The organism is Swaminathania salitolerans (genome assembly GCF_007988945.1).
In the GTDB taxonomy this organism is placed as follows: Bacteria; Pseudomonadota; Alphaproteobacteria; order Acetobacterales; family Acetobacteraceae; genus Swaminathania; species Swaminathania salitolerans.
This window is the reverse complement of record NZ_BJVC01000001.1, coordinates 40283-66144: the sequence shown is the minus strand read 5'-3', so window position 1 is coordinate 66144 and position 25862 is coordinate 40283. Positions and strand designations below refer to the sequence as shown.

The window sequence follows — 25862 nt, the reverse complement described above, 5'->3', positions numbered from 1 at the left end:
ATTTCGTCATTCAGGCACGGTCATGCCTCAGCATCAGAAGATGCCAAGAAAGGCGCTCTTTGATTTTTTGGTAGGAGTCGCGCCCGAGGCGGGGTTCTGTCCGAGCGCGGATGCGCGCTGGATACGACGGTTTTCCGCCTCGCTATCGACGACGCTCCCGGCATTGCCGCCACGCCAGAACATCAGTTCGTCCGTCAATCCTGCACCGGCGGCACCCAGTTCGGCATTATTGGGTGCCTTGGAGGCCTGATCGACCTGACCGACCAGTGCCTCCTGACCGGGGCTCGTGCTTCCGGACATGGGATGAAGTGCGGCGTTGGGAGACAGGGTCTCGAGCGCCTGCATCCGGGGGTTTTCCTCAGCGGAATGATCGCCTTCACCCGGCAGGCTCAGCTTCTCGGTCGGCGGCATGGAAAGCGGCGCCCGGGTCGTGACCGTGTATTCGTCGGGCATCGAACGCTCGAGACCGAAAGCGCGCGAGACATCGGAGCCTGAGCAGGCTGGAAGGAGCGCTGTCAGGCCGAGAAGCGGCAGGATGCGCAAGACGGTCGGGAGGGGATGCTGAGCCATGGTAAAAGCGATCCTAGTCGAGCGTTCCGGCATCGACAAGAGATCAATGGCCTCGTTTCGCCGCACGCCGGTCGGCAAGGATCGTATCGGCAATCCAGAGCACGACCCCGCAGACGATGGCCGAATCCGCGACGTTGAACACGTACCAGCTCCAGCCGAATGCATGGGCATGGATGAAATCGACGACAGCGCCGAAACGCAGCCGATCGATGACATTTCCGACAGCGCCACCGGCGATCCCGGCGGAGGCGATGGCGACGACCATGCGGGGGGTCCGGATCGTCTGCGCCAGCAGGGCGAGCACGGCGATCAGGGCCACCGCGCAGAAAATCGCGGGGCCGAAACGACCCAGCCCGCCCAGCATGCCGAAGGTGACGGCATGGTTCCACACCATCGTGAAGTTCAGCCCGGGCATGATCGCGACGCTCTGCTTCACCGGCAGCCGGTAGATGTCGAGAATCCACCACTTGCTCAGCTGATCGGCGATCAGCACGGCGAGGAACGTCACGCAGCCTGCAACGAGCGTTGCGGGTCGCGGCCGTGCCGGGACGCGCGGCTTCGGAGAATCACGCATGAACCGTGCCGCCCCTTACGCCGCGACCACGTCGCCGCATCGCAGGCACAGCCCCGGATGCCCGTCGACGCTGCCGACTTCGGGGAGAATCCGCCAGCAACGGAGGCACTTGTTTCCCTCTGCCTCGGCGACTTCCGGACCCGGATGGGGCGCGACCAGCCCCTCGGTCCCGGAAGGCCCGGCCTCGTCGATGTAAAGAGACGGCGCATTGGTCAGAAGACGGATATCGGCCTGGGACACGATCGCGAGTTCCTCCCAGTCGATATCGCCGAAGGCCGCCTGCTCCGCCTCGGTCAGGGGCAGGGAGAGACGTGCCTCGAGCGAGGAGCGAATCACGCCACCCCGCCGCGCACCCTCGAGTTCGGTCGTCACGACGCGACGCACGGCACGGATACGGGTCCAGCGCTCGGCCAGCTCCGGATCGTGCCATGCCATATCGGGCTCGAGGAAGGTCTGGAGATGAACGGAGCTTTCCTCACCGAAGCGCGCGGTCCAGGCTTCTTCGGCGGTAAAGACCAGAACCGGCGCGAGCCACGTCGTCAGGGCGCGATGGAGAATATCGAGGACCGTCCGTGCACTCCGGCGGCGATGCGAAGACGGGGCGTCGCAATAGAGCGCATCCTTGCGTACGTCGAAATAGAAGGCCGAGAGATCGGTCGTGCAGAAGCCATGCAGCATCGGATAGACGCCGACCCACTGATGCGTCTCGACCGCCTGTTTCACCATCCCGCCGAGATCCGTCAGACGGTGGAGGATATAGCGTTCGAGCTCGGGCAGTTCGTCGAATGGAACGGCTTCTTCCGCCGTGTAGCCATCGAGCGCGCCCAGCAGCCAGCGCAGCGTGTTGCGCAGGCGACGATAGAGCTCGCCCTGCTGCTTCAGGATTTCGTGGCCGATACGCAGATCTTCATTACTGTCGGAATTGACCACCCACAGACGCAGGATATCGGCGCCGAGCTTGTCGGTCACTTCCTTGGGCGCAATCACGTTGCCCAGGGATTTGGACATCTTGCGGCCCTGCTCGTCGAGCACGAAGCCGTTGGTCACGATGGCCTTCATGGGGGCGATGCCGCGCGTACCCACACTCTCGAGCAGGGAGGACTGGAACCAGCCGCGATGCTGGTCGGACCCCTCGAGATACAGATCGGCCGGAAAATTCAGACCGTCCCTGCCCAGCACGAAGCTGTGGGTCGATCCGCTTTCGAACCAGACATCGACGATGTCGAAAACCTGCTCGTATTGCGCGGGGTCGCGTCCCTCGCCCAGGAAGATGGCGGGATCGGCGCTGTACCAGATATCGGCGCCATGCTCGGCCATCGCATCCACGACGCGCTGCATGACCTCGGGATCGCGCAGAACCTCGCCCGTGCTCTTCTCGACGAAGACGGCGATCGGCACGCCCCAGGCGCGCTGGCGGCTGATGCACCAGTCGGGACGCTGCTCGATCATGGAGGTCAGGCGGTTACGCGCAGCCTCCGGCACGAAGGTCACATCGGCCAGCGCATCGAGCGCCTTGCGGCGCAGGGCCAGGTCTCCATCCATGCGGATGAACCATTGCGGTGTGGCGCGGAAGATGACCGGCTTACGCGAACGCCAGGAATGCGGATAGGAATGCACGATGCTCGACCGGGCCACGAGCCCGGCTGCCGCATCGCCATTGGCCGCCCAGCGCTGCGCGGCCTCGGTCAGGGCCGCACAGACGGGATCGGCCGCCTTGAACACATGGATACCGGCGAAATGCGGCACCCAGGGTGCATAGGTGCCATCGTCCTGCACCAGCTCGGGCACCTCGATGCCATATTGGCGCGTGAGCAGGAAATCGTCCTGACCATGGGCCGGAGCCATGTGCACGAGGCCCGTACCGGCATCGGTGGTCACGAAATCGCCGGGCAGCATGGGCACGTCGAATTCATAGCCGCAGCCGCGTAGCGGATGGGCACAGATCGCGCCCTCGAGCGCCTCACCCGGCAGGGTGTAGAGGATATGATGATTCTCGATTCCCGCCTGGGTGCAGAAATCGGCCACGCGCTCCTCGGCGACGAGAAAGCGCGATCCCGGAGTGACGAGAGAAGCCTCTCCCATGACATCGGCACGCAGCACGACATAGGCGATTTCAGGCCCGTAGGCGATGGCGCGATTGGCAGGAATGGTCCAGGGCGTGGTGGTCCAGATGACCGCGGAAACCCCCTGAAGCGCCTGACCCGGAGTCGGGTCCGCCTCGATCGGAAAGGCGACGTGGATCGTGGTCGAGGTGATGTCGTGATATTCGATCTCGGCTTCGGCCAGAGCCGTCTTCTCGACGGGGCTCCACATCACGGGACGCAGGCCACGATACAGACCGCCATTGAGCAGGAACTTGCCGATCTCGCCGGCGATGGCGGCTTCTGACGAGAAATCCATGGTCGCGTAGCGGTTCTTCCACTCGCCCTGGATACCGAGTCTCTTGAATTCCCCGGCCTGGATATCGAGCCAGCGCCGCGCATAGTCGCGACACTCGGCACGGAACTGCAGAACGGGGACATCGTCCTTGTTCTTGCCCGCCTTGCGATATTCTTCCTCGACGCGCCATTCGATCGGCAGGCCGTGACAATCCCAGCCGGGCACATAGCGCACCCGCGCGCCGTTCATGCGCTGGGCGCGATTGACCACGTCCTTGTTGATCTTGTTGAGCGCGTGGCCGATATGCAGATGGCCATTGGCGTAAGGCGGGCCGTCATGCAGCGTGAAGACGGGTTTGCCCTGCCCCCCTTCGATAATCCTTTCATCGAGACCCATCGACTCCCAGCGCGCCAGGATTTCCGGCTCGCGCGTGGGCAGGTTGCCGCGCATCGGAAAGCCGGTGCGGGGCAGGAAGACCGTGTCGCGATAACGGTCCTGAGGATCGGGGCTTTTGGAATCAGGCATCTTCGATCAATCGACGGAGTCAGGGAACCGGGAGTTATGCGAAGATGCAGGCTTCCGGGTCAAGTGCCGAGCCTCGATCCGACGATCGATCGCCCCCCATATCCGAAAGCGCGGATTCCGAGGTATCCGTCAGGATCTTCATTTGCAAAACCCGTTCTACCCAGCCCGGTTTTGCTCTACAGATCATGGAAAAAATGGAAATACTCCATGAAATACCTCATTCTTTTCGCACTCATCTCCATGATGTGGTTCTCGACCGCCACATGCCGGGCCGGAGAATTCAGATTCGACACCGACATGCCCATCGCGACACTCGATAAGGTCGTAGCGTTACTGAACAGGAAGGCCCCCCTTTACGAGAACGCGATGGAGACGATCACCAGTGCCAGCCGCGACGGACGGACCCTCGTCGAGACCATAGACCTCTCCCGCGAGGCGGATGACGCCATTCAGACGTTCTCACGGGACAAGCTCAAACAGCTGCTCTACGACGCAACAACAAATCGTTATTGCAATACGGATATGAAGATTTTCATGGATGGGAATGTCTCGATCAGACTGATCTTTTTCCTGCATGGCAAGGAATTCTACCGCATCCTCCAGATCCCGTTTTCCTGCACGATCGTGAACTGATCCGGCTCGCTCCGGATCAGGGACGGCGCATTCCGGATCCCGACAGCCCGGGGCGGGTGCAGACCGTATCGAGAGTTGTGTCGATCTGTTCGCCGAGCGATGTGAGATCCCTGCAAAGGAGGGCACGCAGACGAGCCAGACGCGAAACACTCTCGCGGCGGCGGTTTTCCTTATGGGCAATATGCTGTTCCATCGCCTGCATCTGATACATCTGCATCGCGCCAAACATGACAGCCCCCCACATCTCATTAACCGTGGGTAATCTATAACATTTATCCATGTTAGGTGAAACATGAAAAACTTCACAAAACAGGCAAGTCCGTATCAGGCCGCTCACGGTCGAATGATCAGCCTTTCATGCGGGTGGGCAGAAGCGGGGGCATGTCGGATTTCGGGCATTTCCGACACCAGCAAAATCAGGGGAGAGTCGAGAGGACCATCCGGGCACTGGCCACGTCTTCGGCAATCTGGGCCTTGAGCGCATCGAGCCCATCGAAGCGACGCTCCTCGCGCAGGAGCCTGTGCAGGCTGACTTCCAGCGTCTGGCCGTAGAGATCCTCACTCGTATCGAAGATATGCACCTCGAGGCGACTCTCCTGCCCGTCATCGATGGTCGGACGTCGTCCGACATTCGCAACGCCCCGGCTGAGGCGCCCATCGGGATGACGTATCGTGACGGCATAGACGCCGCGCGCAGGTTCGATATGACGTCCCAGAGGGATATTGGCGGTCGGAAAGCCGAGCTGGCGGCCACGCTTGTCACCATGGGCCACTGCACCGACGATAAACCAGGGACGACCGAGCTCCTCCGCCGCGCGCTCGGGATAACCCTCCTGCAGAAGACGCCGGATACGCGAGGAAGAGAACGGGCCGCCGATATCGGTCAGAGGCGGGACGATGGTCAGGCCGATCCCGAGCGCTTCGAGTTTCTGGCCCAGATAGGCGATGCTGCCGGCACGCCGATGCCCGAAGGCGAAATCGGGCCCGCAGGCAACATGCTTCACGCCGAGCCCGCGATCGAGAACGCGCTCGACGAACGCCTCGGGAGCGAGATGGCTGAAATCGGCGTCGAAGCCGAGCTGGAAGATACGCTGCGCGCCTCGCTCATGCAGGATACGGGCCCGTATCCCGGGCAGCATGAGTCGCAGGGGCGGGTCCTGAGGGCGAAAGAACTCGCGGGGATGGGGCTCGAACGTCACGGCCCCCAGAGGAAGATCGGGCCGGGCCGCATGAAGCGAGCGCAAGAGATGGACATGACCGAGATGGACTCCGTCGAAATTCCCCAATGCCACGGCAGCGCCGCGCGCTTCGGGAGGAATCGCGGTCCAGTCCTCGTAGCAGGTCATGACACGGGCAGCTCGAACTGTCGGCTCACATCATGAAGATCCGCTGCATGGCGGACCCCTGGATAAGGAACGGTGCCATCTTCCTTGCGGATGAGCTGACAGGCCTTGAGACCCGCCTCATGCGCGGCATCGAGCTCTGCCCCCACATCCGAGAGAAACAGGATCTCATGGGGAGCGACACCGGCCCGGGCGGAAATCTCCCGGTAGCTTTCCGCGATCTTCTTGCCCCCGATATCGAGATCATGGAATGCCTCGAAAAGCGGTGTCAGGTCTCCGGCATCGGAATAGCCGTAAAGGAGACGTTGCGCGCTGGCCGAACCGGAAGAATAGACGGCCAGTCTCAGCCCCGCCTCGTGCCACGCGCGAAGGGCTTCGGCGACATCGGGATAGAGGCGCGCGCTGAGGGCGCCACTTTCGAATCCGGCTTTCCACGCCAGACCCTGAAGCGTCTTGAGCGGCGCCACCTTTTCATCGCGCTGCGTCCAGGCACGCAGCTGGTCCAGCGGGTCGCAGCCCGGATGCGCTGCCTCGATATCGGCAAGCGCCACCTTGACCAGAGGATGATCTGCCTGTTCGCGCAGCAGATCGGGCATCACCCGGTCGGAATACGGAAACAGCACGTCCTTGACGAAGGAGATGGGAAGGGTCGTTCCCTCGATATCGAGCAGAACGAGACGGATGGAGCTCATGCGGCGACGTCCGGAATGGTGACGGGAAAACGACGGGCAATCTCGTCGCCCGTATATTCGGCGACCCAGCCGGTCGTATCGGTAAAAACACGCAGAGCCACGACATCGGGAGAAACTCCGGCATCGAACCAGTGAGGCGTTCCGGCGGGAACGGAGATGAGATCCCCCTGGGTACACAAGACGGAGAAGACCCGACCGTCCAGATGCATCACGAAGGCACCCTGACCATGGACGAAAAACCGGACCTCATCCTCGCTATGGGTGTGTTCCGAGAGGTATTTCTCACGCATTGCACCGATGCCGGGGGTATGGCGGTCGAAGCGCACCACATCGGCGCTTCCGGCACCCGTCTCGCCCATGAGCCCGTCGAGATAAGGGCGATAGGCCTCGAGGATATCCTGCGGTGCGGCATCCTTTTCCGGCGTCACCGGGGCTTCCCAGCGCTCGAAACGGATGCCGAACGGCTGCAGCGTCTCGGCGATCTCGCGCGGATTCTCCGTGTCGAGCAGAGTCCCGTCCGGGGTATCGTCACGATAGATGGTCAGTCGGCTCATCGTTTCTGCCTTTCGAGCTCACAGGCCAGAAGGAACTCCAGCCCCTCGAGACGGGCCAGAGCCATATCCATATCCCGCCCCCAGACATACACCCCGTGGCCCCGGATCAGATACCCGGCAGGCATGGTCCCGAGCGAGGGCGCCACCACCGTCGCGAGACGTGCGATATCCTGATCGTTATCGAAGACCGGCACCCGGATCGAGGTTTCGTGTGTCGCCTGCCCCTCGAACACCTTGAGCAACTCGTATCCCGCAAGACGGATCGCAGGCTCCGCGAGGATCATCGACAGAACGGTGGCTGCGACCGAATGCCCGTGCAGGACAGCGCCGATCGCCGGATCATGCGCATAGAGCTGCGTGTGAAGAAGGGTTTCCGCGCTCGCCCTGTCACCGGCGACACGCGGTCTGCCCTCCGGATCGATCTCGATCACGTCATCCTGTGCGAGAAACCCCTTGTGACAGCCCGATCGCGTGATTGCGATCCGCCCGTCCTCGAGTCTGCGGCTCAGGTTTCCGGCCGTCGCGGGAACCCAGCCACGCTGGTCCATCCGGGCTCCGGCACGCACGATATCCTGGGCTGCGAGAGACCAGCCCCGGTCAGCAACGGAATTCATCGCAGATCAGTGATTGACGTTATTGACGTTGCTCGTGGTGTGGGGCGGGGAAAACTCGCCCTGAGGGGGCGGAGAGATCTGCCCGCCCGGCTTCTGGCCCGGCTGCTCCATCGATTCGTCCTCGGCCATGTTCTTCTTGAAGGATTTGATGCCCTTCGCGAAATCGCCCATCAGACCGCTGATCTTGCTGCCACCGCCAAACAGGATGAGCACAACGGCGAGCACTATCAGCCAGTGCAGGGGACTCATGCTACCCATAATCTCTCTCCTTGCGTGACGGTGTCACTGATCCGTCCTGTTCCGTCTTTCTCACATGGCGTGATCGGGCGTCTCTTGCAAGCGCGCAATGTCATCCAGATCGCGGGGAACGATGAAGCCATAGGTAGGATAGGCGCGGCTTCCGATTCCCTTGATCGGCGCCCAGTAGACACGAACGAGCGACCAGTCGTTCCTGCGCGACACATCGATGACGGGTGCGCTGCGATCGATCCGGCCGGGTTCCCAGTTGGCGTGTTCCACGAGAATCTTGCGCGACGATACGATACGCCGGACGACCGACACATGGCCCGATGGGAGACGTCCCGTCGAACGGAAGACGAGAATCTCGCCTTTCGCCGGTCGCGCGGTTTTTCTGTATTTTCCCGAGGCACTCCGCCACCAGCCCGCGGCCGCGCCGTAGAGCGCAACGCCGGTTTTCGCCCGGGCATAGGGCGCGCATTGCAACGGACCGTTGAAGCTTGCCCGGCTGTATTCCCTCGGACCGCCCCCGCAGGCTGCGAGTCCGAGACACAGACCGAAGCCGATGACGGCCCTTTTCATGAAGATCTGAACGCGAGCACGCGATCCTCCGCCTCGTCATGATCGAGAGTGAGCGCCCGCTCGGCGATCTCCCGTCCGAACCCGGCCCGGGCGAGAACCGCGAGCGCGCGCTCGTGTTCTCTCCGGTCCCGGGGCCGATCCCGGGGCTCAGCATCGCGCGGGCCGAACGGACCCAGACGGCGCTTGCGCGCCAGAACGAGCGCCGCGCCGAGTTCGCGATCCTCCGCGCCTGTCTCGCCGCGGGTGCCGAGCGCCGCTTCCATCGCCTCGCCCATTACCGCGCGATCGACCCCCTTGCGGACGAGATATGCGGCAACGCCACGGCGGGATCGCCCGGAGCGGGTGAGCGACGCGGCACGCGCACGGGAAAAAGCCGCGTCGTCGAGCGCACCGAGAGCGCGCATCTCCTCGACGATGGGCGGGATGCATGCCCGCATCCGCGCATATGCGGTTTCGATTCCCGCCTCGTCCTCCCCCGCCCGGGCAGCCTTGCGCGCCCGGCGCATGATGGCGCGCTCGAGGACCTGCGCGAGCCCCTGCTCGGTTGCGGCAAAACGCGCAAGGTGACGCAAGGCCGCCTCACGCAGGGTTTCCGCTGTCAGCGGCGCAGAAGGGTCCGGAATCGCAGACATGAGGGGAATATGTCATAGATTCGTGGCGTCATCATGGTGAAATCCGTCGGGAGACCAAGCTCGTGTCGTCAGCCCTGCTCGAAAAATGCCTCGGAGCCCTGCCTTCCCGCTATCCAGGCCCGGGAGGCGCGGCAGCCGTCATCCACCGGGGAGAAGTCGTCGCCAGCCGGAGCTGGGGGTTTGCCAATGCGGAAATGCGCCTGCGCTTCACGCCCCGCACGCAGTTCCGCATGTGCTCGATCACGAAGCAGTTCACCTGTCTTCTGCTCGACCAGTGGCTTTCGGACCATGGTGAGGATCGAACCCGGCTGGACGCGGCAATCTCGGCCCGTCTGCCGCGCCTCGAGGAAGCACCGCCCGGCATCATGGATCTGGCCCATAACCAGTCCGGACTGAGAGATTACTGGGCCATTGCCATGCTGCATGGCGCTCCGACGGAGTCGATCTTCGGCCCCTGCGAGGCGAAGCGCCTCATTTCCGGCACCCGGCATCTGCATTTCCGGCCGGGCACGAGCTATTCCTACGTCAATCAGAACTTCCGACTCATCTCCGATATCCTGGAGGAAGAGACGGGCCGGAGCTTCGCGGAATTGCTGAGCACCCGGATTTTCGGGCGTTGCGGGATGGATCATGCCTTTCTCGCAGCCAACACCGCGGCTCTGCCCGATGGAACACAGGGTTACGAAGGAAACGAGGCCTCCGGCTATCGCCCCGCCGAAAACGCCATTCTCTGGACCGGAGATGCCGGGCTGGGCGCCAGCCTCGAGGACATGATCGCCTGGGAACGCGCGATCGACGCCCAGCGCGACGACCCGGACGGTTTCTACAACCGGCTGAGCCGTGACGTGACCTTTTCCGACGGCACGCCTGCCCGATACGGATTCGGCCTGCAACGGGGACATCTGCACGGTCGCGCCATGACCGGGCATGGCGGTGCCTTGCGCGGATGGCGAAGCCACAGGCTGCATCTGGCGCAGGAGCGTCTTTCGGTCGTGGTGATGTTCAATCACATGTCCGACGCCCATCTCGCGGCAGCCGAACTCGCTGCGGCCGCACTCGATCTCGCGTCGCCCTCCCCTGCGCCTTCCGGCGGCAGGGGCGCTTTTTCCGGGGCCTTTCTCGACGAGGAAACGGGGCTTTCGGCAAGCATCGCCCCCAGCCGCACCCCCGACGGGTGCGAGGATGGACGTCTTGCCCTGAGATATGCCTGGCCGCCGGAAACGCTCGATGACTGGGATGCCGCGCATGCAGGACGGCATGGCACGCGCCTTGCTCTGCAGGGTTCCGACGTTCGCATGATCCGCCCGCAGGAAAACCGGACGATCAGCCTGAGACGCCTCATGCCGCCATCCGGGCGAACCGATCTCGACGGCCTCTATTTCTGCGAGGAGCTCGACACCGGGATTACGATCGCTGTCACGAGCGGCACGCCTTATGGCGCAGCCTCGGGAGCGCTCGGTGCGGGCCGTATGGAACGACTTCTTCCTCTTGGGGAAGATGTCTGGCTGATGCCCTGCCTCAGAGCGCTCGACCACAGTCCTCCGGGATACTGGACGCTGGTCTTCCACCGGGCTCCCGATGGCAGGGTCGAGGCCCTGACCGTCGGCTGCTGGCTGGCGCGCGCACTCCGCTACCGACGCATGACCGCCCACGCCGCCCCGGCATGAGGCCGGATCGGTGCGGGCAGGATCGTGCAGGATCGGGCAGGCCCATGCGAGCGAGCGACGAAACGCTCCCGGACCGGGCTGGACGGCATCGCGCTCCCCGGGGCACCGGATCCGGATAACGGGACACACTCCGCCTGTCTCACCCGGCATGGCGTGACCCGCATTTGACGAACAGGGGGCATTCACCGCATCATATTGCCGCAGCCGGTCTCACCCTGCCCCGTTCTCCGGGTGCGGGGCCGTTGCCGTTGCTCCATCCCTTCCCTCTCCAACCGGGCTTCTCATCGCCATGATTTCCGCTCTGATGCCAACGTTCAAACGGGTCGACCTTGCTTTCGAGCACGGTCAGGGTGCTTGCTTGTATACGGCAGACGGACGACGATTTCTGGATTTCGGGGCAGGCATTGCCGTCTCGTCCCTCGGCCACGGCCATCCGGGACTGGTGAAGGCCATTGCGGAGCAGGCCGCCCGGGTGATGCATGTCTCCAATCTCTACCGGATTCCGCAAGCCGAACGCCTTGCCGAACGGCTTGTGGCCCATTCCTTTGCCGATAGCGTGTTCTTCAGCAATTCCGGCGCGGAAGCCAATGAAGGCATGGTCAAGATGATCCGCAAGGCGCAGGCGCAGCGCGGCCACGCGGAACGCACCCGGATCATCTGTTGCACCGGGGCCTTTCATGGCAGGACGCTGGCCATGATCGCCGCGACCGGCAACCCGGCCTATCTCGAGGGCTTCGGTACTCCGGTGGACGGCTTCGATCACGTCCCGTTCAACAACATGAATGCCCTCAGAGCTGCCATCACACCCGAGACGGCGGGTATCATGGTCGAGCCGATCCAGGGAGAGACCGGCATACGTCAGGCCGATCCGCAGTTCATGACGGGGCTGAGACAGGTCTGCGACGAGTTCGGCCTCCTGCTCGGCTTCGACGAGGTCCAGACCGGCATGGGACGCACCGGCAAGCTCTTCGCCCATGAATGGTACGATGTCACCCCGGACATCATCTCGGTCGCCAAGGGTATCGCCGGAGGATTCCCCATGGGCGCCATTCTCGCCTCGGAGGAGGTCGCCTCGCACATGACGGCCGGCTCTCATGGCACGACCTTCGGTGGCAATCCTCTGGCCTGCGCCGCCGCCAATGCCGTTCTGGACGAAATTCTCGCTCCGGGATTTCTGGATGCTGTGGAAGAGACCGGGGCATTTCTGGGCGAGGCACTCGCAGCCCTCGTACGGACTCATCCGGCAATTTTCGAACTCGCCCGTGGGCGAGGCCTGATGTGGGGGCTGAAATGCCGCCTCCCGGTTGCCCGGATACAGGAAATGGCAACCCGATCGGGACTGCTGAGCGTGACGGCAGGCGATAACGTCCTGCGGCTCCTGCCGCCACTGATCGTCGGCAAGGATGAATGCCGCGAGGCGGTCGCCATACTCGGGACGGTCGCCGGTACGCTCGAGTCCGAAACCGGCAAATCCTGTGCCGGATCCGAGGCCCGGACAGACGGGAAACAGGGGCCGATCCAGAGCCACGAGGAGATCCAGGCGTGACCGCCCAGACATGTAGAAGTTCCGCCGACGGGATCCGTCACTTTCTCGATCTGCGCGATCACGACAGTGCGACGTTGCGCGCCATTCTGGATGTGGCGCGGTCCGTCAAGGCCATGCAGCACGGGCGTGAACGACCGCTCCATCCTGCGCAGCCGCTCGCCGGGCGGACGCTCGGGCTGATGCTCTCCAAGCCATCTACCCGGACGCGCCTCTCCTTCGAGATCGGGATGCGTCAGCTCGGGGGAACCGTTTCGGTCCTTTCTCCGGGCGACATGCAGATCGGACGCGGAGAGAGTCTTGCCGACACGGCAAGGGTCCTTTCCCGCTTCCTCGATGTTCTGGTCGTGCGGACAGGGGATACCGAGATGATCCGGGAGCTGGTCCGATGGAGCACCATCCCGATCGTCAACGGTCTGACACCGGATTCCCATCCCGTTCAGATTCTTGCCGATATCATGACGTTCGAGGAGCATCGCGGCGCGGTAGGGGGAACGCACTGGGCCTGGGTCGGCGATGGCAACAACGTTGCGGTTTCCCTGATCGAGGGCGCCGTACGGTTCGGCTTCTCGCTCACGCTTGCCACACCCCCCTCGATGCAGCCCCGCGAAGAGGTTCTGGAATGGGCCAGACGCGAGGGCGGCGCGATCAGGCTCGTGCACGATCCGGTCGAAGCCGTACGCGATGCCCAGTGCATCGTCACCGATACATGGACAAGCATGTCGGATCGGGAATCGGCCGACCGTCTCGCAACGCTCGAACCGTATCGCGTCGATACGCACCTCATGCAGAAAGCTGCACCGCAAGCCCTGTTCATGCACTGCCTGCCTGCCCATATCGGTGAGGAAGTCACGCAGGACGTGTTCGAAAGCCCGGCCTCGGTCGTTTTCGATGAGGCCGAAAACAGACTCCACGCCCAGAAAGGCCTTCTGCTCTGGGTTCTCGGTGGCGTCCGATGGCAGCGCTTCGGCCACGCCTCCGGCGAGACAGAACCGGCATCCAGCCCAACCGACGAGACCCGATGATCGACACGCCCGCCTTTCTGGACACACATCGCCCCGACTCCGTGCCCGATCTCGTGGTGCCGCATGGCATCACGCCGTTCCATCTCTCGAACAGCCCGGTACGAGGCCGTCTCGTGCGTCTCGGCCCACTTGCCGATATCATGCTGACCCGTCATGACATTGCGGATTCAGGTCGTATTCTTGCAGGTCAGGCCCTGTCACTGGTGGCCGGTCTGAGCGCTGGGCTCAAATTCAAGGGGTCCTTTTCGCTCCAGATCAAGGGCGACGGCCCGGTCAGCACACTCGTTGCCGACTGCACCGATACGGGGGAACTGCGCTTCTATCTCCGGATGGAGAACGACGCCGCCCCGCGCGACGCAACCGCGCGCGCCCTTCTGGGGGAGGGGTATTTCGCCTTCACGGTCGATCAGGGTGCCCATATGGAGCGTCATCAGGGGATCGTTGCGCTCGAGGGCGAGACCCTGGCCGATATGGCCACCCATTATTTCGAAACCAGCGAACAGCATCGCTGCGCCGTGCTTCTCTTCTGCGACCGGACGGAGGCGGGTTGGGAGGCAGGAGCCCTCCTTCTCGAGAAAATCGCGCAGGAAGGGGGGATCGTCCCGAGCCCGGATGCCGGGCCCGGAGAAAAGCACCAGGGTCAGACGGATTCCGGCGCGGCACAAACGGACGAGGACAGCTGGGAGACGGCATGTGTTCTGGGCCGCACCCTGACATCGTCCGAGTTGTTCGATCGATCGCTCAGCAGCGTCACGCTGATCGAGCGTCTGTTCGGAACCCAGGGGGTTATCGTCGATCGCGCCCGCGCGGTCAGCCTCGGTTGCCGGTGCAATCGTGCGCGCCTCGCTGGCGTGCTCTCTTCCTTTCCGGAAGAGGATCTCGATCATATGGCGGAAGAAGGAACCATCACGATGAATTGCGAATTCTGCAATGTCGGTTTCCAGTTCGCCCGAGACGATATCGCACGATGACCCCGGGTGAAGCACTGCTGAATTCCGTCACGATCGACGGCGAACCGGTCTCCGGTCTTTACGACCAGTGGAGCCCGGCCGAACATGTCGTCCTCGCCGATAATGTCCAGTGCCTCACCTTTCACGATCCGCTCTCCGGGCGATCGGCGGTCTGGTATCTCGACGGAAACGCGTGTTACTGCGGCTCCCATATCGAGGTCGTCCAGCGTCTGCGCCCCGAAGAGATCTGCGATACGGTCGCGCCCTGGTTCGACGACCTCGCCCGTCATGCTCTGGTTTCGAGCCCGACTCCCCTTCCCGACATTCCCCCCATGCCGCTCTTTCTCGCCGTCCAGCTCGCTGCGGCATGGGCGGTCCGGAACCTCGCCGATGTCCGTCTCATCCAGAGCGCGCTGCTCGGAAAGGACCGCTCCGCAGATCGCCCCGAGGATCTGCCGATCGCCCCGCGTCAGCTTCGTCGTCTGCTCGGAACCCGCATAGCGCCGGAGACGCTTGTCGTTCTCTCTCCGTTTACGGACCGTCCGTTGCGATCCCAGATTTCTTTCTCTGTGGATCACCAGATCATCCATCGCTTCTGCGATCCGGAAACCGATACCGTTTTCTACCTCGTCTGGTGGGAAAAGCAGCTCGATCAATCGCCGAGCCTCTATTTTCCGGAGAGCCGGCTTATCGTCAGCGATATCGACCTCGCAGGAATGATCCCGCCCCGTATTCTCGGCTGGTATATGAGCACGCCGGATCATGTCTCCCTGATCGCAGAGGCGCGGGAGTTCGAGGCGCAGGATTTCGGTCTCGGAAGCGCGTCGTCGCTCCTCGCATCCCCCGAAAATACCGTATCGCCTCCGACGACCCCCGAGGATGTCTCGACAGCGGACATGATTTCGGAATCCTGGGCCTTCCTGCATCGTACACAGGACGAACCGTCCGAGTCTCCCGCGGCGGAGGATCCGACCAGAACAAGACCATCGGGGTCTCTTCTCGGACGCCTGCGCTCTCTTGTAAGAAAGAAATAATCAACCCTCACCAGCCACAGGAGCCAGTCATGTCGGCGAAATCACCCGGGGTCACGTCCTTTCTGCGTTTCGGTTCCGTCTGCCTGATGCTCGGTGTCATGGCCCCGGCTCTCATTGCCTGCGGGGACAGCGAACCCCAGAGCTTCGCACCGCTCGATTACGCCTATCTCAGCAAGATCCATCTGAATGTGGCTCATATGGAGATCGTCGATGCGGCGCCTCCGGGAAGCACGGCGGGAGATATCTCGGGCAAGGCGCCCACTTCCCCCCAGCAAGCGCTCGAGAGGATGGCGCGGGAGAGGCTCATTCCCAGCGGTACGGAAGGCAACGGAACCTTCACCATCACCAAGGCGAGCATCCTTCATGCGCCGGGCGGCACCCTTCTCGGCGAACTCGAGGCTCATATCGACCTTTCCGCTCCTGCGGGCGGGCGGGCCGGCTTTGCTCAGGCGCGGATCACGAGAAGCCTCAATCCCGGAAACAAGAACCCCGAATCTCCCTCGGTCCTGTACGATCTCACCGCCCAGATGATGCAGGACATGAATGTCGAGCTCGAGTTCCAGATCAAGAAATCCCTCCGTGACTGGCTCGTCGATGCCAGCGGCGTTCCGATCGCAGGCACGATCCAGCAGCAGGATATCGGCCCGAATGCGCCGCTGGCCGCCGCGCCCGTCGCGAGTCCTGCAACCGGATCCGCAGCCAGCCCCGTAACCGGAGAGAACGCTCCGTTCGCAAACGGTGCGTCCTCGAACGGTACACCCTCGCACGTCACGCCCGCATCTTCGGCACCGACGCAACCCGATGCGATCTTCCCTCTTGGCGACCCTGGCGATGAAGGTGTCAGCCAACCCTCAGCGCGCTCACCGCAACCCGGTGTTCTTACTCTCCCCGCCAGTCATTCCTGATAGCGGGCCTGATAGCGGGCCTGATACCGAACCCGATACCGGGCGCATTCCGGTCTCGATGCGCCGGTCCGCATGCCAGCCGAGCCGGGACTGGCATGGACCGGAACCCGGATGACTGCTTTTTCGTTGTTCAATCACGAGAAAGAGAGGTATCTGGGCAAAATGAGTAACGACGCTCAACGTTACGCAGGGAGAATACGTTGACTGCGTCTTCATCTTCACGCCGCCGCTTCGTCCGCAACGCGGCCGGTACCACAGCGCTCGCCCTCATCCCGTATCAGGGTCGGCCGGCTCATGCCGGAACTTCCGAAGCGGCCGTTCCGTTCGAGCCTGTCTTTTTCACACCTGCCGAGCTCGAATTCCTGTCGGCAGCCTGCGAACGTATCTTTCCGCAGGACGATCTCGGACCGGGAGCCGTCGCGCTCGGCGTGCCCTTCTTCATCGATCGCCAGATGGATACGCCCTACGGAAAAGGCGAACTCTGGTATCTCTCTGGACCGTTCCACGAAGGACCGCCCCAGCTCGGCTACCAGCTTCCTTTCGCCCCCCGCGATCTGTATCGCAAGGGGATTGCCGCCGCAGATGCCTATGCCCGCCAGAGACGTGGGAGGAAATTCTCCGGTCTTTCTGCGAACGATCAGATCGATCTGCTCACGGCATTCGAAGGAGGCGGCGTGCAGTTCCCGGAACTCAATGCCCGTATGTTCTTCGAACAGCTCAGACGCAACACGCTCGAAGGCGTGTTTGCCGATCCGGTCTATGGAGGCAACCGGGCCATGCAGGGTTGGACGCTTCTCGGCTTTCCGGGCGCACGCGCCGACTTCATGGACTGGGTCGATCAGAACGGCGCTCCCTATCCTTTCGGTCCAGTCTCTCTGGCACGCCAGCCCCTCTGAAACGACGCGAATACGAGCATCATACCCATGTCGAGAAAACGGACTGACGTCGTTATCATTGGAGCCGGTTGGGCCGGTTCGATCCTGGCGAAGGAAATGCGTGAAGCGGGGCGATCCGTCATCATGCTGGAGCGTGGCCCCGAACGCAGAACGGCCGTGGAAGGAAGCTATCCGGGCTCAATCGACGAATTGCGCGGAGCAATCCGGCATCGCCTCTTCCAGAACCCGGCCAAGACAACTGTCACGATCCGGAACACGATGAACCAGACCGCCCTGCCCTATCGCCAGCTGGCTGCCTTCCTGCCGGGTGAAGGCGTGGGCGGCGCAGGGCTGCACTGGTCCGGTGTGCATTTCAGAGCGGCGCCGGACGATTTGCGCCTGCGCAGCCATGTCATTGAACGTTACGGGAAGAAATTCATTCCCGAGGATATGAACCTGCAGGATTACGACGTCACCTATGACGAGCTCGAACCCTTTTTCGACAAGGCCGAAAAGGTTTTCGGGACATCAGGCGAAGCCTACAAGATCGACGGGAAAATTGTCGGAAACGGAAATGTTTTTGCACCGTCGCGCAGCGACGCATTTCCGCTCCCGCCGATGCAGGACGTTCACACCGCTGCCCTCTTCCGCAAGGCTGCGGCGGAGGCCGGTTATCACCCTTATTCAATGCCGGCGGCAAACGCCTCGAAACCGTATCTCAACAGCTACGGGCTTCAGATGGGGCCATGCAATTTCTGCGGCTATTGCAGCGGCTATGACTGTTTCATGTATTCGAAGGCCTCTCCGAACATCAACATCCTGCCCGCGCTGAGGAGCGATCCGGGTTTCACCCTGATCTCGAATGCCCATGTCCTGCGCGTCAATCTGGACGCCGAGCGCAGCCGCGCCACCGGGGTTACCTATCTGGATCAGAAAGCAGATCGGGAAATGACGATCGAGGCCGAACTCGTCATTATCGCGGCCTTCCAGTTTCACAACGTTCACCTCATGCTGCTGTCGGGTATCGGCAAACCCTACGATCCTGTCAGCAATACCGGCGTCGTCGGACGCAACTTCGTCTACCAGACCCTCACGACCTCCCATGCCTGGATGGGGAGGAACGATTACACCAACCAGTTCGTCGGAGCAGGAGGGGCAGGGGTCGCGATAGACGATTTCAACAGCGACAATTTCGACCATGGTCCTCTCGGCTTCATCGGCGGCTCGCCCGTCTGGGTCAATCAGGCCGGCATAAAACCCATCGCAGCCGCCATGTCGGGAGGCGGAAAATCCTCCCCGCGCTGGGGAAAGGGCTTCAAGGAAGCTCTGGTCGATACCTATCGCCACTCCTTCGCCATCGACGCGCATGGCAGCAACATGGCGTATCGCGACGTTTATCTCGATCTGGATCCAACCTGGAAAGACAGCTACGGCCAGCCCCTGCTGCGCATGACCTTCACCTGGAAGGATAACGATATCCGGATGAACCAGTATGTCGTCGGCAAGATCGAACCCATCATGAAGGCGCTCGGCGCGCGCCATTACGAGCTGGGACGGCTGGAATATGGCGAACCCTTCGACACCCGCCGTTATCAGACCACCCATCTCGGCGGCGGTGCGGTCATGGGCGCCGATCCACGGACGAGCGCGCTCAATCGCTATCTGCAAAGCTGGGATGTTTCCAATGTCTTCGTCATCGGATCCAACGCCTTTCCACAGGGGATGGGATACAATCCTACGGGCACGGTTGCCGCCCTCGCCTACTGGGCGGCCCATCATATCCGTACCCGCTATCTGATGCATCCCGGCCCTCTGGTACATCGCGCATGAAAAAGCCCGGATGTCTCGCGCTCCTCGCGACTCTCTTCCTTTTCCCGGCAGCAGCACAGGCGGCGCCGGAAAAGGAGACGCAACTGATCGAAAAGGGGCGCTATCTGGCCGCGGCATCGGATTGCGCCGCCTGTCATACCCATGACAGCCGTCATCCCTATGCGGGAGGCAATCCGTTCCTTCTTCCGATCGGCACGCTCTATGCTCCGAACATCACGCCCGATCGCAAGGCCGGAATCGGGGATTATACCGAAGCGGATTTTTCAAACGCCCTGCGTCGCGGCATAGGAAAAGGCGGCAAGCCCCTCTACCCGGCCATGCCTTTCCCATCCTATGCGCGTATGAGCGACGCCGACATCCACGCCTTGTGGGCCTATTTCCACAACGATGTCGCCCCGGACCCGGCCAGCGTGCCTGCGAACAAGATCCCGTGGCCGCTTTCCATGCGGTGGCCCATGACGCTGTGGCGTATCGCCTTCGCTCCGACCCCGGCCGAGGCGCGCAAAAGCGCGGAGCGTCATTTCCCGTCTCAGGAGACAGCGCGCGGCGCCTATCTCGTCGAAGGCCCCGGGCATTGCGGCGCCTGTCATACACCGCGCGCGATAACCTTTCAGGAAAAGGCACTCTCGAGCGACGGGAACGATCTTTACCTCTCGGGCGGTGCCGCTGTCGACGGCTGGACACCCGTCAACCTGCGTCAGGACAATCGTACCGGACTGGGAAGATGGCGTGAGGAGGACATCGTCGCCTTTCTGGAAACCGGGCGTAATCTGCATGGCTCGGCCTTCGGGGGCATGACCGATGCGATCGTACACGGCACACAGCATCTCACGGATCAGGATCTCCGCGCCATCGCGCATTACCTGAAAACCAGCCTGCCCGCACGCAAGGGAGAAGCCCCCTGGACATATGATCCGGCGGTGGCGAAAGCGCTTCAGCAAGGCACTCTGCCGGATAAGGGCGCGCGGCTTTATGTCGATCGTTGCGCCGCATGTCACCGCACGGACGGACATGGCTACGCGCCGGCCTTCCCGCCGCTTGCAGGCAACCCGGTCGTCATGAACCCCGATCCCGGATCGCTCATTCTGATCGTACTGCGTGGTTCCACGCTCCCTCCCACCGAACAGGCGCCCTCACCATTCACGATGCCTGGCTTCGCATCCCTCATGTCAGATCGGGATGTCGCCGAGGTCGTCACGTTCATCCGCCGCTCCTGGGGCAACAATGCGCGCGTGGTGACGCAAGACGATGTCAGGACATTCCGGAAACATAACGGTCAATGGATCGATGACAAACCGCCATCGCCCATGAACCGAGCGTCCTCTCCCCGGGAAAACGCACCCTGATCCGGCGGATGTCCGAGCGCAGCAATCCTCAGCGGCGTCATCGCTGGAACCGGTAGATCACACAGCCCTGGAAACCCCGCCCGCCGGGGCTGGTCTGCCCTTCCGCACGCGCACCGTAGGCTCCGCCGCCACCAGCTCCGTATTTCGTCGCATTGTGCCCGAGCAGCGCCCCCGCGCGCCCCGCTCCACCCCACGGACCATCGGCGCCATTCCCGGCGAATACATATGTGCCTGCCTGGCCATCGCTCCCGCAGCCCCCGTACAGACTCCATAACGTGCCGCCTGTAGCACTGCCCCCGCTCCCCCCCGACGCATTTTGCGGACCGGTGAACTGTCCCGCCCCCCCTCCTTCGGCCGAGAGCAGGAGAGTCCCGTCATAAGTCACGAAACTCGTTCCTCCACGATTATCCGGCCCGCCACCGAGTCCGATCGTGACAGAAAGCGCAGCGCTGTGACGCGGATCGACGCGATAGATACCCCATGCATCGCCGCCAGCTCCGCCGCCGCCGCCCGAAAACGAACCGCTCTCGGCGCTGACGGCCGAACTCGACGCTCCCCCCCCTCCGGCACCGATGACACGTAATTCCACATGAGAAGCCCAGGCCGGAATGGTGAGAATCTGGCTGGCAAAGCAAAGCGCGTGGGACTGGGCGATCTGCTGGACGAAGTCGATCGTCGCATAATCCGCAAGGCGTGGTCGGAAGGCTTCGGCGGGACGGGGAACCACTCCGCTCATCGTTGCCGCGCTGGACGGGACGTCCAGCCTGTAGAGGGGAACGACGACCGCACCGTATAGGTCCGGCTGGCTGGTTGCGATCACGAAAGAAATCTGCCCGGCACGACGGGTCGGCAGTGCCTTTCCCCGGTTATCCGGTCCGGCCATCGTACGGTCGGGATCGTCGGCGTCGAAGAAGGGAAGCACTTCATTGCAGTCGTCGGCTTCCCTGCAAACGGCATAAACGGTCACGACGGCCCCGGTCAGGGGAATATCCAGAGAAATCTCCTCGTCGTGATGGAAAAGACATTGCGTCACGACCGGCGCCGCATCCAGCCCGGCGCTCGGGCTTCCTATCCGTGTCCAGTCCAGCGCATAGGGCGCGACGATCGTGCCCGGTCCGATCGCGACAGAGAGCGACTCGCTGGACACGGTGCAGGCGAGACCCGTAGCCGTTACGGTGTCGCTTCCAAGCAGAACGCTCGCCAGTCGCCCCAGCCCCTCTTTCGCATAGCGTCCGAGACGCAGGAGATCGGTATCGAGCGGCACGGATCCTGCATAGACAATCGGTCGATCCATCACATATCCATCCTTATCCAGGCAGTGACACCCAGCGCCTTGACGTCTTTTACAGCCGTGCAGAGTGCACGCGTGGTCAAAGGCAATTTCGGCATCAGCTCGAGACAGAACTGTCCGCCTGCGAGGCTTCCGTACCGCAGACGTGTTGCGCCATATCCGCCAAGCACGTTCAGCGCGCCGCAATCGCGCACCGATCCGGGCTCGATCAGTCTCGGCGGAGCGCCGGCGATCTGTCTCACAGCCTCCGAAACGGCTCTGCGCGTCGTCTTCTCCGCCGAGATCGCCTCGATCATGCGGCGGCGAAAATGCGTGTCCTTCTCCTGCGGGAGACGACACATGCCGGAGCTCCCGAACAGATCGGTCGCAGCCATATCCAGAAAGACACCGCGCACCGAGCCGATACGGGTCTGATCGCGAACGACGCCCATCAGCGACCAGATCTGCGACAGAACAGCCCCGAAACCGGTGAGCAGCGCCTGCAAACGCGGTGCGTCTTCTTCCTCGTCTCCCCGATAGACGGGAAACCAGCCCTCAGGCAGGATCAGACGCAGGCGACGTGCGAAATCCCGTGCCGTTCCCGGAGCCGGATAGGTGTCGAACAGGATCTTTCTGTCTGTAGCATGCAACCGGGCGTCATCGCGGTCTCTGACGATCGCCATCAGCCGCCCACCTGCTCGACCGAAAACAACGGGACACGATAATCACGGCCGTTGACATTGAGATGCAGGAATCCACCCTCGGCACGAGCGGGCAGCGCTCCGCCCACACCCGATACCGGTGACGCCATCTGGATCTCTCCTCCTTCCGCAGGATAAAGCCCGAGATTGGGAGAGCCGTTCTCTCCCTTCTGCACATAAACCCCCGCCGCCGCGAGATCGCTCCCTGCCTGGATATTGAGCGTGTTCGTCGGCTTTGCATTGGGCAGGACCGAAAACAGCAACTGCCCCGACATGTTCGTCACGAGAAATCCGTCATCGGAAAACTGAAGGCGCTGTCCCCTCGCCGTTTGCGATACGGTCGAGAACATCATCGCTCCGGCATCGAGCCCCTGTACGCCCTCCCGGCTCTCGGGCGTGCGCCACTCGATCCCCTGGTTCCGCGCCATCGAGATCGCACAGCCATAGCCGCTGTCATCTCCATCGGTCCCGGCCAGAGACGTATTGCCGAACAGGATTCCGGTCTTCCACGAATCCGGGTTGCTGACGAAAACGATTCCCGCCTCGCAATCGGAGGTCCCTTCGGTATGTCCCCCACCCGCCCCTATCTGGATCGCGTAGGTGCCTCCACCGCAATTCGGATGATACGGGGTGGAAACGCCATGCGCCGCCCCACCGAGATTGACGGCCTCGAGCTCCATGACGAAGCTGGGCTGGTAGTTCACCCCGGGCATACGCCACGCCTCGCCATAATAGGCGTAAGCCGTGGTTGTTGTCGGCGTGGTCACGTCATCCGAAATTCCCCAGGCGGCCACACCGATCGAGCTCGGAATATGCCCGAGTTTGTCGCGCCATTTCAGGGCATCGGAGGTACGCGACCCCGCGACGAAACCGCTATTGCCGAAGCGGGAAAGAGAGGCGCTCTGCGCATTTTCCAGAGCCCACGGCCCGATCGAGGTGGTGGCCATGATTGCCGAGAGCCAGTCCTGGCGATCGACATTCCGCGTGTTCAGCGCCGGATAATCGGATGCGGCGCCCACGAAAAACCGGTCACCGAACCGGCTGACCTTGGCTCCCTCCTCCGCAAAGAACTCTCCGCTCGGAGGCGAGTCCGCCGGCGCACCCGCGATCTGGCTCGCCGTCGCATTGAGCGTTTCCACTCCGTCCGATGTCGCAACGACCAGAACTTCCTGTCCTTCGACAGAGGGGATCCGGAAATAATTATTGAATTTCGGCATTACCCCTCCTGTTCGATATGTATGGAAATCTCGCCGGGAAAAAGCGACTGGCTGGTTCGACCGGAAATGTCATCCTGCCCACCATTCATCCTGATGTCGTTGACGGATCTGACGCTGACCCCGACCGCTGCAAACACGACATAGGCAAGACGGCTGAAGGGATATCCATCCCCTATGCCCGCGGCCGCGATATCCTCGCTCACCGCACGCTCCAGAAGGGTTTTCGCCTCTTCCGGATCGTCGCCTCCATCGACGAGAACGCGCATGGAGACATCGACATGAAGGATCGAAGGCCGCACCACGGAAAATGCGACCCCGAGCGCCTTGCGCGCCTCCACACTGGCATGAACGCGCCGTACGACCTGCTCCGGCACCTCCTCGCTTCCATCATCCACGACGACCGTGAAATACCCCGAGCGCGCGCTCCCTCCCGGCGCCTGCCCGTCGAACACCGCGTAACTCAGATTATGCTGCGTCTCCCTGATCGCGCTTTCTATCGCCGCCCGGGACGCGCTCGCCTTCGCTGCAAGCCAGAGCGGGAATCGCGCCCGCAACTGTGCGTCGGTTTCCTGATCGGCCCCATTCGTGAAGGCACGGGGATTCGTTACGATATCGATTCCGGCAACCGAGGTGCCCATGAGCGAGATGGCTCCCGCCGGAACATTTCCTCCACTCCCCTCGATCAGGGCTTCGACCGGCAATGTGAGCGAGGCAAGCCCCGCAGGTCGAACATATCCCCTCGCTTCCTGCGACCAGCGTGGATGACCGGGATCACGAACGACCTGAAACGTTACCGCTCCGACGGTACGCACGGTCACCCCGGGTCGCACCACGGCCGAAAGATCGCCATAGGACAGACAGCTCATCGTCACGGAACCGGCCGCCTTCACACCTGGAAGGCGGATCATTCCGAAATCGCCGACGAAGCTGTCGCAATCCGCACCCACCGAGGTCGCAAGCCGCGTTCGGCACAGGATCTGGACCAGAAGATATTGCAACCAGACTCCGAGCGCCGAAACGCTCTCGATCAGCGCCAGCCCGACGGAACCGGTATCGAAGGCGAGGCGCTCGGAGCAGTTTGCCTGAGCCGTCACGATCGCCGTCCGTACCAGTGAGGAAAAGGAGCGCAGAGAAAGCGACATGAGTCTTCCGATACTGTTACGGCCCGTGCCGAACCGCGTTCAGACCGTGCCGTCCTGATTGAAGCTGAAGGAATCCTGCCCGGCCTCGCCGCGCTCGGTATAGCTTATGGTGCAAGCCGCCCCCCCCGGTGGGGAGGCGACGATCCGGACCGAAATCGGCGCATCCTGATCGATGCGCGCTTCCATGGCGAGCTGAGCGAGAATGAGCCGTTGCAGCTCCGCCTCCCGCAGGGGCGTGCCTATCCGGGCTGGAAGCCCTGCGCCGTAGGATCGATGCCAGAGATAGCCGTTCTCATTGGTGCACAGACGACGCAGGACCGATTGCCGTGTTCCGATCGTCTCCCGCGCGCAGGCCAGCGCGCCATCCTGATCGCAAACGAGATCCTGACCGAAATAATGAAAGAGATCCGTCATCCGATCGCTCGTTCGGTGACACCGTTGGCATAAGGATGGACGTGCTCGCCAAGTGCGTTCCGATCCGTTCTGACATCGCCCCCGGACACGGCGAGTCCGGCCGAATCCAGCGTCATGGTCACGTTTCCAACATGCCATGCGATACGCGACGAACCAATCGAGCACCGGGCTTCCCCTGCGCCAAAGGCAAGACCCTCGCGCGACAGATGCAACCAGCCGCCGTGACCGCCGTCCCGTTCTTCTCTGGCAGCCACGTCACATCCTGTGCGGACCAGAAGCTCGCCAGGCTGCGCGACCCTCCCCGACACGGGGGATACGGGCGGCGAGGCCACCACGTCGTAGAGAACGGCAACGATCACGAACGTCTCTCCATCGCCTTCGACAGGCATCAGGAGAACATGGGTGTCCGGCGTACAGGGGCAGGAAATGCGCAGATCGCCGACCTGGGTCAGACCGGCATCCGGGATCCATCCCGTTTCGACGTCGTCAGGCTGTATCCTGACCTTCACGGCATGATTATCGGGATCGACGGCCGATACGATTCCATGCACAGCATGGGCAACCCTTGCCTGACTCGCGGCCATGCGCATCACATCTTCCATCCTGCC

The 25862-nt window shown here is 62.6% G+C and carries 27 protein-coding genes; 10 read left to right on the top strand and 17 right to left on the bottom strand.

The window, feature by feature from the left end:
* Positions 1 to 33: 33 nt before the first annotated feature.
* Genes SSA02_RS00300 through ileS form a run of 3 tightly spaced genes read right to left on the bottom strand, consistent with a single transcriptional unit; the run spans position 34 to position 4048 of the window.
* Positions 34 to 570 carry a DUF3035 domain-containing protein gene (locus SSA02_RS00300; RefSeq protein WP_147091955.1) on the bottom strand — a complete coding sequence of 179 codons (537 nt, stop codon included), beginning with the start codon at positions 568 to 570 and terminating at the stop codon, positions 34 to 36.
* A 43-nt stretch (positions 571 to 613) separates the two neighbouring features.
* Complete coding sequence (gene lspA / locus SSA02_RS00295) at positions 614 to 1144, bottom strand: signal peptidase II (protein ID WP_147091954.1); 531 nt, start codon at positions 1142 to 1144, stop codon at positions 614 to 616.
* Positions 1145 to 1159: 15 nt separating this feature from the next.
* On the bottom strand, positions 1160 to 4048 hold the full coding sequence (gene ileS, locus SSA02_RS00290; RefSeq protein WP_147091953.1) for an isoleucine--tRNA ligase: 2889 nt from the start codon (positions 4046 to 4048) through the stop codon (positions 1160 to 1162).
* Between the two features lie 207 nt (positions 4049 to 4255).
* On the opposite strand from ileS, the gene SSA02_RS00285 reads away from it, so the two are divergent.
* Entirely contained in the window at positions 4256 to 4681 is a 426-nt protein-coding gene (locus SSA02_RS00285; RefSeq protein ID WP_147091952.1) for a hypothetical protein, read from the top strand.
* A gap of 16 nt (positions 4682 to 4697) precedes the next feature.
* On the opposite strand, the gene SSA02_RS12615 is transcribed toward SSA02_RS00285, so the two are convergent.
* The 8 genes from SSA02_RS12615 to SSA02_RS00250 form a co-directional block, all read right to left on the bottom strand.
* On the bottom strand, positions 4698 to 4898 hold the full coding sequence (locus SSA02_RS12615; protein WP_186807602.1) for a hypothetical protein: 201 nt from the start codon (positions 4896 to 4898) through the stop codon (positions 4698 to 4700).
* 199 nt (positions 4899 to 5097) lie between these two features.
* Positions 5098 to 6027, bottom strand: coding sequence for a bifunctional riboflavin kinase/FAD synthetase (locus tag SSA02_RS00280; protein ID WP_147091951.1), 930 nt, complete (start codon positions 6025 to 6027; stop codon positions 5098 to 5100).
* Positions 6024 to 6716, bottom strand: a complete 693-nt coding sequence (gene mtnC, locus SSA02_RS00275; protein WP_147091950.1) for an acireductone synthase — start codon at positions 6714 to 6716, stop codon at positions 6024 to 6026. Before mtnC ends, SSA02_RS00280 begins: the two co-directional genes overlap by 4 nt.
* On the bottom strand, positions 6713 to 7270 hold the full coding sequence (locus SSA02_RS00270; protein ID WP_147091949.1) for a 1,2-dihydroxy-3-keto-5-methylthiopentene dioxygenase: 558 nt from the start codon (positions 7268 to 7270) through the stop codon (positions 6713 to 6715). Before SSA02_RS00270 ends, mtnC begins: the two co-directional genes overlap by 4 nt.
* Positions 7267 to 7884 carry a methylthioribulose 1-phosphate dehydratase gene (locus SSA02_RS00265; RefSeq protein WP_147091948.1) on the bottom strand — a complete coding sequence of 206 codons (618 nt, stop codon included), beginning with the start codon at positions 7882 to 7884 and terminating at the stop codon, positions 7267 to 7269. The genes SSA02_RS00270 and SSA02_RS00265 overlap by 4 nt, the downstream gene beginning before the upstream one ends.
* Positions 7885 to 7890: 6 nt before the next feature.
* Positions 7891 to 8142: a twin-arginine translocase TatA/TatE family subunit gene (locus SSA02_RS00260; protein WP_147091947.1), complete on the bottom strand. Its 252-nt coding sequence runs from the start codon at positions 8140 to 8142 to the stop codon at positions 7891 to 7893.
* 51 nt (positions 8143 to 8193) lie between these two features.
* Positions 8194 to 8703 carry a CHAP domain-containing protein gene (locus SSA02_RS00255; RefSeq protein WP_147091946.1) on the bottom strand — a complete coding sequence of 170 codons (510 nt, stop codon included), beginning with the start codon at positions 8701 to 8703 and terminating at the stop codon, positions 8194 to 8196.
* The gene (locus SSA02_RS00250; protein WP_186807601.1) at positions 8700 to 9335 is read right to left on the bottom strand and encodes a RecX family transcriptional regulator; all 636 of its coding nucleotides are present in this window, start codon (positions 9333 to 9335) and stop codon (positions 8700 to 8702) included. The genes SSA02_RS00255 and SSA02_RS00250 overlap by 4 nt, the downstream gene beginning before the upstream one ends.
* Positions 9336 to 9397: 62 nt before the next feature.
* Between SSA02_RS00250 and SSA02_RS00245 the strand changes: the two genes are divergently transcribed.
* From SSA02_RS00245 to SSA02_RS00205, 9 genes are all read left to right on the top strand, one after another.
* Positions 9398 to 11002, top strand: a complete 1605-nt coding sequence (locus SSA02_RS00245) for a D-aminopeptidase (protein ID WP_147091945.1) — start codon at positions 9398 to 9400, stop codon at positions 11000 to 11002.
* Positions 11003 to 11291: 289 nt separating this feature from the next.
* Entirely contained in the window at positions 11292 to 12548 is a 1257-nt protein-coding gene (locus SSA02_RS00240; RefSeq protein WP_147091944.1) for an aspartate aminotransferase family protein, read from the top strand.
* Positions 12545 to 13570 (top strand): ornithine carbamoyltransferase, encoded by a 1026-nt coding sequence (gene argF / locus SSA02_RS00235; RefSeq protein ID WP_147091943.1) that lies wholly within the window; start codon positions 12545 to 12547, stop codon positions 13568 to 13570. The genes SSA02_RS00240 and argF overlap by 4 nt, the downstream gene beginning before the upstream one ends.
* Positions 13567 to 14541 carry an Hsp33 family molecular chaperone HslO gene (gene hslO, locus SSA02_RS00230; RefSeq protein WP_147091942.1) on the top strand — a complete coding sequence of 325 codons (975 nt, stop codon included), beginning with the start codon at positions 13567 to 13569 and terminating at the stop codon, positions 14539 to 14541. The genes argF and hslO overlap by 4 nt, the downstream gene beginning before the upstream one ends.
* A complete protein-coding gene (locus SSA02_RS00225; RefSeq protein ID WP_147091941.1) occupies positions 14538 to 15554 on the top strand; it encodes a hypothetical protein in 1017 nt (338 codons plus the stop codon). Before hslO ends, SSA02_RS00225 begins: the two co-directional genes overlap by 4 nt.
* 29 nt (positions 15555 to 15583) lie before the next feature.
* Positions 15584 to 16459: a hypothetical protein gene (locus SSA02_RS00220; RefSeq protein WP_147091940.1), complete on the top strand. Its 876-nt coding sequence runs from the start codon at positions 15584 to 15586 to the stop codon at positions 16457 to 16459.
* 200 nt (positions 16460 to 16659) lie between these two features.
* Entirely contained in the window at positions 16660 to 17355 is a 696-nt protein-coding gene (locus tag SSA02_RS00215) for a gluconate 2-dehydrogenase subunit 3 family protein (protein ID WP_147091939.1), read from the top strand.
* 27 nt (positions 17356 to 17382) lie between these two features.
* Positions 17383 to 19164: a GMC family oxidoreductase gene (locus SSA02_RS00210; protein WP_147091938.1), complete on the top strand. Its 1782-nt coding sequence runs from the start codon at positions 17383 to 17385 to the stop codon at positions 19162 to 19164.
* Positions 19161 to 20510, top strand: coding sequence for a c-type cytochrome (locus SSA02_RS00205; RefSeq protein ID WP_147091937.1), 1350 nt, complete (start codon positions 19161 to 19163; stop codon positions 20508 to 20510). Before SSA02_RS00210 ends, SSA02_RS00205 begins: the two co-directional genes overlap by 4 nt.
* A 37-nt stretch (positions 20511 to 20547) precedes the next feature.
* Here SSA02_RS00205 and SSA02_RS00200 read toward each other — a convergent pair whose 3' ends face one another.
* Genes SSA02_RS00200 through SSA02_RS00175 form a run of 6 tightly spaced genes read right to left on the bottom strand, consistent with a single transcriptional unit; the run spans position 20548 to position 25856 of the window.
* Positions 20548 to 21804, bottom strand: coding sequence for a glycine-rich domain-containing protein (locus SSA02_RS00200; protein ID WP_147091936.1), 1257 nt, complete (start codon positions 21802 to 21804; stop codon positions 20548 to 20550).
* Positions 21804 to 22463: a hypothetical protein gene (locus SSA02_RS00195; RefSeq protein WP_147091935.1), complete on the bottom strand. Its 660-nt coding sequence runs from the start codon at positions 22461 to 22463 to the stop codon at positions 21804 to 21806. Before SSA02_RS00195 ends, SSA02_RS00200 begins: the two co-directional genes overlap by 1 nt.
* Positions 22463 to 23698: a hypothetical protein gene (locus SSA02_RS00190; protein WP_147091934.1), complete on the bottom strand. Its 1236-nt coding sequence runs from the start codon at positions 23696 to 23698 to the stop codon at positions 22463 to 22465. Before SSA02_RS00190 ends, SSA02_RS00195 begins: the two co-directional genes overlap by 1 nt.
* Entirely contained in the window at positions 23698 to 24840 is a 1143-nt protein-coding gene (locus SSA02_RS00185; protein ID WP_147091933.1) for a baseplate J/gp47 family protein, read from the bottom strand. The genes SSA02_RS00190 and SSA02_RS00185 overlap by 1 nt, the downstream gene beginning before the upstream one ends.
* Positions 24841 to 24879: 39 nt before the next feature.
* On the bottom strand, positions 24880 to 25254 hold the full coding sequence (locus SSA02_RS00180; protein WP_147091932.1) for a phage tail protein: 375 nt from the start codon (positions 25252 to 25254) through the stop codon (positions 24880 to 24882).
* On the bottom strand, positions 25251 to 25856 hold the full coding sequence (locus SSA02_RS00175; RefSeq protein ID WP_147092592.1) for a baseplate assembly protein: 606 nt from the start codon (positions 25854 to 25856) through the stop codon (positions 25251 to 25253). Before SSA02_RS00175 ends, SSA02_RS00180 begins: the two co-directional genes overlap by 4 nt.
* Positions 25857 to 25862 lie beyond the last annotated feature (6 nt).

Coding starts and splice junctions, on each gene's coding strand:
- SSA02_RS00300 (WP_147091955.1), bottom strand. CDS start 570: ATGGCTCAGCATCCCCTCCCGACCGTCTTGCGCATCCTGCCGCTTCTC.
- lspA (WP_147091954.1), bottom strand. CDS start 1,144: ATGCGTGATTCTCCGAAGCCGCGCGTCCCGGCACGGCCGCGACCCGCA.
- ileS (WP_147091953.1), bottom strand. CDS start 4,048: ATGCCTGATTCCAAAAGCCCCGATCCTCAGGACCGTTATCGCGACACG.
- SSA02_RS00285 (WP_147091952.1), top strand. CDS start 4,256: ATGAAATACCTCATTCTTTTCGCACTCATCTCCATGATGTGGTTCTCG.
- SSA02_RS12615 (WP_186807602.1), bottom strand. CDS start 4,898: ATGCAGATGTATCAGATGCAGGCGATGGAACAGCATATTGCCCATAAG.
- SSA02_RS00280 (WP_147091951.1), bottom strand. CDS start 6,027: ATGACCTGCTACGAGGACTGGACCGCGATTCCTCCCGAAGCGCGCGGC.
- mtnC (WP_147091950.1), bottom strand. CDS start 6,716: ATGAGCTCCATCCGTCTCGTTCTGCTCGATATCGAGGGAACGACCCTT.
- SSA02_RS00270 (WP_147091949.1), bottom strand. CDS start 7,270: ATGAGCCGACTGACCATCTATCGTGACGATACCCCGGACGGGACTCTG.
- SSA02_RS00265 (WP_147091948.1), bottom strand. CDS start 7,884: ATGAATTCCGTTGCTGACCGGGGCTGGTCTCTCGCAGCCCAGGATATC.
- SSA02_RS00260 (WP_147091947.1), bottom strand. CDS start 8,142: ATGGGTAGCATGAGTCCCCTGCACTGGCTGATAGTGCTCGCCGTTGTG.
- SSA02_RS00255 (WP_147091946.1), bottom strand. CDS start 8,703: ATGAAAAGGGCCGTCATCGGCTTCGGTCTGTGTCTCGGACTCGCAGCC.
- SSA02_RS00250 (WP_186807601.1), bottom strand. CDS start 9,335: ATGTCTGCGATTCCGGACCCTTCTGCGCCGCTGACAGCGGAAACCCTG.
- SSA02_RS00240 (WP_147091944.1), top strand. CDS start 11,292: ATGATTTCCGCTCTGATGCCAACGTTCAAACGGGTCGACCTTGCTTTC.
- hslO (WP_147091942.1), top strand. CDS start 13,567: ATGATCGACACGCCCGCCTTTCTGGACACACATCGCCCCGACTCCGTG.
- SSA02_RS00225 (WP_147091941.1), top strand. CDS start 14,538: ATGACCCCGGGTGAAGCACTGCTGAATTCCGTCACGATCGACGGCGAA.
- SSA02_RS00220 (WP_147091940.1), top strand. CDS start 15,584: ATGTCGGCGAAATCACCCGGGGTCACGTCCTTTCTGCGTTTCGGTTCC.
- SSA02_RS00210 (WP_147091938.1), top strand. CDS start 17,383: ATGTCGAGAAAACGGACTGACGTCGTTATCATTGGAGCCGGTTGGGCC.
- SSA02_RS00205 (WP_147091937.1), top strand. CDS start 19,161: ATGAAAAAGCCCGGATGTCTCGCGCTCCTCGCGACTCTCTTCCTTTTC.
- SSA02_RS00200 (WP_147091936.1), bottom strand. CDS start 21,804: ATGGATCGACCGATTGTCTATGCAGGATCCGTGCCGCTCGATACCGAT.
- SSA02_RS00195 (WP_147091935.1), bottom strand. CDS start 22,463: ATGGCGATCGTCAGAGACCGCGATGACGCCCGGTTGCATGCTACAGAC.
- SSA02_RS00190 (WP_147091934.1), bottom strand. CDS start 23,698: ATGCCGAAATTCAATAATTATTTCCGGATCCCCTCTGTCGAAGGACAG.
- SSA02_RS00185 (WP_147091933.1), bottom strand. CDS start 24,840: ATGTCGCTTTCTCTGCGCTCCTTTTCCTCACTGGTACGGACGGCGATC.
- SSA02_RS00180 (WP_147091932.1), bottom strand. CDS start 25,254: ATGACGGATCTCTTTCATTATTTCGGTCAGGATCTCGTTTGCGATCAG.
- SSA02_RS00175 (WP_147092592.1), bottom strand. CDS start 25,856: ATGGAAGATGTGATGCGCATGGCCGCGAGTCAGGCAAGGGTTGCCCAT.